At 59.6% G+C, this 4134-nt stretch carries 1 protein-coding gene and 4 pseudogenes; 3 read left to right on the top strand and 2 right to left on the bottom strand.

The features are described from left to right. Window positions 1–1045 (top strand): annotated as a pseudogene (locus tag GM30_RS19310) (amino acid permease); the annotation flags it as partial. 21 nt (window positions 1046–1066) lie between these two features. Here GM30_RS19310 and GM30_RS24940 read toward each other — a convergent pair. Both GM30_RS24940 and bioA read right to left on the bottom strand, forming a co-directional pair. Continuing rightward, window positions 1067–1543 (bottom strand): kinase inhibitor, encoded by a 477-nt coding sequence (locus GM30_RS24940; RefSeq protein WP_072094186.1) that lies wholly within the window; start codon window positions 1541–1543, stop codon window positions 1067–1069. Between the two features lie 37 nt (window positions 1544–1580). Continuing rightward, window positions 1581–2835, bottom strand: a pseudogene (gene bioA, locus GM30_RS19300) (adenosylmethionine--8-amino-7-oxononanoate transaminase). Window positions 2836–2921: 86 nt separating this feature from the next. On the opposite strand from bioA, the pseudogene bioB reads away from it, so the two are divergent. Both bioB and GM30_RS19290 read left to right on the top strand, forming a co-directional pair. Next, window positions 2922–3943 (top strand): annotated as a pseudogene (gene bioB, locus GM30_RS19295) (biotin synthase BioB). After that, window positions 3940–4134, top strand: a pseudogene (locus GM30_RS19290) (8-amino-7-oxononanoate synthase); the annotation flags it as partial. The pseudogenes bioB and GM30_RS19290, both read left to right, overlap by 4 nt.

The raw sequence follows: 4134 nt of genomic DNA, 5'->3' as shown, positions 1-4134 counted from the left end.
GGCCCCTGGCCGGGTTCATTACCGGCTGGACCTACACCTTTGAAATGGTCATCGTCTGCCTCGCCGACGTCACCGCCTTCGGCATTTACATGGGGCTGTGGTATCCCGACGTGCCGCGCTGGATCTGGGTGATGAGCATCATCTGCTTTATCGGCGCCCTGAACCTCTGCCACGTGCGGATTTTCGGTGAAATGGAGTTCTGGCTGTCGCTGATAAAAGNNCGATTATCGCCATGATTGCCGCCGGAGCCGGGATCATGTTCTTCGGTTTCGGCCACGCGTTTCCGGCGACCGGGCTGTCGAATCTCTGGTCGCACGGCGGCTTTGCGCCCAACGGCTGGGGTGGGGTGATCGCCTCGCTGGGGATTGTGATGTTTGCTTTTGGCGGGATTGAAATCATCGGGATTACCGCCGCCGAAGCGCAGGATCCGCAAAAAGTGATCCCGCAGGCCATCAATACGATTCCGCTGCGTATTGTGCTGTTTTATATCTGCACGCTGGGTATCCTGATGGCGATATTTCCGTGGAGCAGCATCGGGCAGGAAGGCAGCCCGTTCGTGCTGATTTTCAGCGGGCTGGGCATTCCGGCGGCGGCAAACATCCTCAACGTGATCGTCATCAGCGCCGCCATTTCGGCGATTAACAGTAATATCTTCGGCGCAGGCCGCATGATGTACGGCATGGCAAAAGAGGGGCTGGCACCGAAAAGTTTTCTGCGCATCGCCAGTAACGGCGTGCCGTGGATGACAGTGGTGGTGATGGGCGGCGCGCTGCTGGTGGCGGTGGTGTTGAACTGGCTGATACCGGAGCAGATCTTTGTCCTGATCGCCTCGCTGGCGACCTTCGCCACCATCTGGGTGTGGCTGATGATCCTGCTGTCGCATTTCGCCATGCGTCGCAGCCTGACGCCGCAGGAGCGTGATGAAATCGCCTTCCCCTTGCCGTTCTGGCCGCTGGCACCGGCACTGACGCTGCTGCTGATGGCGTTGGTGATCGTGGTACTCGGTTGGGTGGAAGAGACGCGGATCGCGCTCATCGCCGGGCTGGCCGGTCAACCGGGCGATTTTTTAACTGAACAGCACGGTAATCGACGCGCTGGCCAGGCTGTGGAAGTGAACGTTAAAGCCCACCATCGCGCCGCTGGCGTCGGCATCGACGTCGATTTTGTCCACGTCCAGCGCGTGAACGGTAAAGATGTAGCGGTGCGTTTCCCCTTTCGGCGGTGCCGCGCCGCCATAGCCCGCTTTTCCGAAATCGGTGCGCGTCTCTATCGCGCCTTCCGGTAACTCAGAAATACTGGAGCCGGCGCCCTGCGGCAGTACGCGGGTATCCGCTGGCAGATTCACCACCACCCAGTGCCACCAGCCGGAGCCGGTTGGCGCGTCGGGATCGTAACAGGTGACGACAAAGCTTTTGGTGCCTGCCGGGACGTCATCCCACGCCAGATGCGGGGAAATATTATCGCCGTTGTAGCCCATGCCGTTAAAGACATGGCGGCTCGGCAATTTTTCACCGTCTTTGAGATCGTGACTGATTAGTTTCATTGCAACTCCTTTTAGCCCACTAACGCCTCAGTGTAGTTCACCCGCTAAACAGCGTGTTGTCGTTAAGGGCGCTCTTGACCGCGTCCGTCAGGCGGGTCAGCTGTTCAGGGCGAATAATGTACGGCGGCATCAAATAAATCAGGCGACCAAACGGGCGGATCCACACGCCCTGTTCAACAAAGTATTTTTGCAGGCGTGCCATGTTTACCGGCTGACGGGTTTCCACCACGCCGATCGCCCCCAGCACGCGGACGTCGGCAACCTGTTCGTTAGCGCGGGCGGCGGCCAGTTCGCGGTTAAGCTGCACTTCGATGGCGGCCACTTGCGTTTGCCATTCGCCGTCGTCAAGAATGGCCAGACTTTCGCTGGCGACGGCGCAGGCCAGCGGGTTGCCCATAAAGGTCGGGCCGTGCATAAAACAACCGGCCTCGCCATTGCTGATGGTGTTCGCCACGTCGCGGGTGGTCAGCGTCGCGGAAAGGGTCATTGTGCCACCGGTCAGCGCTTTGCCGAGGCAGAGAATATCCGGGGTAATCTCAGCATGCTCGCAGGCGAACAGCTTACCGGTGCGGCCAAATCCGGTGGCGATTTCATCAGCAATCAGCAGAATGCCTTCGCGGTCGCACATCTGACGGATGCGCTTCAGCCATTGCGGATGGTACAAAAACCCCCGCCGCGATTTCATGGCGGTGCGCCGCCATCTGACGGGCAAACGCCACCATATCGCGCTCGTCCCACTCACCGTCAAAACGGCTCTGCGGCGCAGGGGCGAACAGATTTTCCGGCAGATAGCCCTTCCACAACGCGTGCATTGAATTATCCGGATCGCAGACCGACATCGCGCCAAAGGTATCGCCGTGATAGCCGTTGCGAAAGGTGAGGAAACGCTGGCGCGGCTCGCCTTTTGCCTGCCAGTACTGCAGCGCCATTTTCATCGACACTTCCACCGCCACCGAACCGGAATCGGCGAGGAAAACGCACTCCAGCGCTTCCGGCGTCATCGCCACCAGGCGGCGGCACAGCGCCACGGCGGACGGGTGGGTAATGCCGCCAAACATCACGTGCGACATCTGGTCAATCTGCGTTTTCATTGCCGCGTTGAGGCGCGGATGGTTGTAGCCGTGGATCGCCGCCCACCATGAAGACATGCCGTCCACCAGACGCTCGCCGTTCGCCAGTTCCAGCTCGCAGCCGTGCGCTGAAACTACCGGATACACCGGCAGCGGTTGGGTCATTGAGGTGTAGGGGTGCCAGATGTGGCGCTGATCGAAGGCGAGATCGTCCATTGTCATAATCGACTTGTAAACCATTTTGAAAAGTTTTAGGTTTACGAGTTTACACCGAAGCAAAAATTAACAAAACCCTTTTGGAGACGCCAATGGCTCACCACGCACGCTGGACAATGTCGCAAGTTACTGAATTATTTGAGAAGCCGTTCCTGGAGCTGCTGTTTGAAGCACAGCAGGTTCACCGTCAACACTTCGATCCACGCCAGGTTCAGGTCAGCACGCTGCTGTCGATTAAAACCGGTGCTTGCCCGGAAGACTGCAAATATTGCCCGCAGAGCGCTCGCTACAAAACCGGGCTGGAAGCGGAGCGTCTAATGGAGGTGGAGCAGGTGCTTGAGTCGGCGCGGAAGGCGAAAAACGCCGGTTCCACCCGTTTCTGCATGGGGGCGGCGTGGAAAAACCCGCATGAGCGCGATATGCCATATCTGGAGCAGATGGTGCAGGGCGTGAAGGCGATGGGGCTGGAAGCCTGCATGACGCTCGGCACGCTTACCGACGATCAGGCGCAGCGACTGGCCACCGCCGGGCTCGACTACTACAACCACAACCTCGACACCTCGCCGGAATTCTACGGCAACATCATCACCACCCGCAGCTATCAGGAACGTCTCGACACTCTCGGTAAAGTGCGCGATGCGGGCATCAAAGTCTGCTCCGGCGGTATTGTCGGGTTGGGCGAAACGGTTAACGATCGCGCCGGTCTGTTGCTGCAACTGGCGAACCTGCCGACCCCGCCGGAAAGCGTGCCGATTAACATGCTGGTGAAGGTGAAAGGCACGCCGCTGGCGGATAACGACGACGTCGACGCGTTTGATTTTATCCGCACCATCGCGGTTGCGCGTATCATGATGCCGACCTCCCATGTGCGTCTCTCCGCCGGTCGCGAACAGATGAACGAGCAGACCCAGGCGATGTGCTTTATGGCAGGCGCCAACTCCATTTTCTACGGCTGCAAATTGCTGACCACGCCGAACCCGGAAGAGGACAAAGATCTGCTGTGAACCCGCAACAGACGGCCGTCACTGCGGGTGACAATGAACAGCAACAGCGTCTGGAGCAGGTGCTGCGTTCGCCGGATACCGAACAGTACTACAACGCGGCTGCGGTATGAGCTGGCAGCAACGCATTGATGCCGCGCTGAACGAACGCCGTGCGGCAGACGCCTTCCGCCGCCGTCTGGCGGTGGAACACGGTGCCGGGCGCTGGCTGCAACGTGACGGTGAGCGCTGGCTCAATTTCTCCAGCAACGACTATCTCGGGCTGAGCCAGCATCCGCAGGCGGTTGCCGCCTGGCAGGCCGGC

The organism is Trabulsiella odontotermitis (assembly GCF_001188485.1).
In the GTDB taxonomy this organism is placed as follows: domain Bacteria; phylum Pseudomonadota; class Gammaproteobacteria; order Enterobacterales; family Enterobacteriaceae; genus Trabulsiella; species Trabulsiella odontotermitis_A.
Note: the sequence above shows the minus strand (reverse complement) of the source record. Positions and strands in the feature narration are given on the sequence as shown.

Coding starts and splice junctions, on each gene's coding strand:
- GM30_RS24940 (WP_072094186.1), bottom strand. CDS start 1,543: ATGAAACTAATCAGTCACGATCTCAAAGACGGTGAAAAATTGCCGAGC.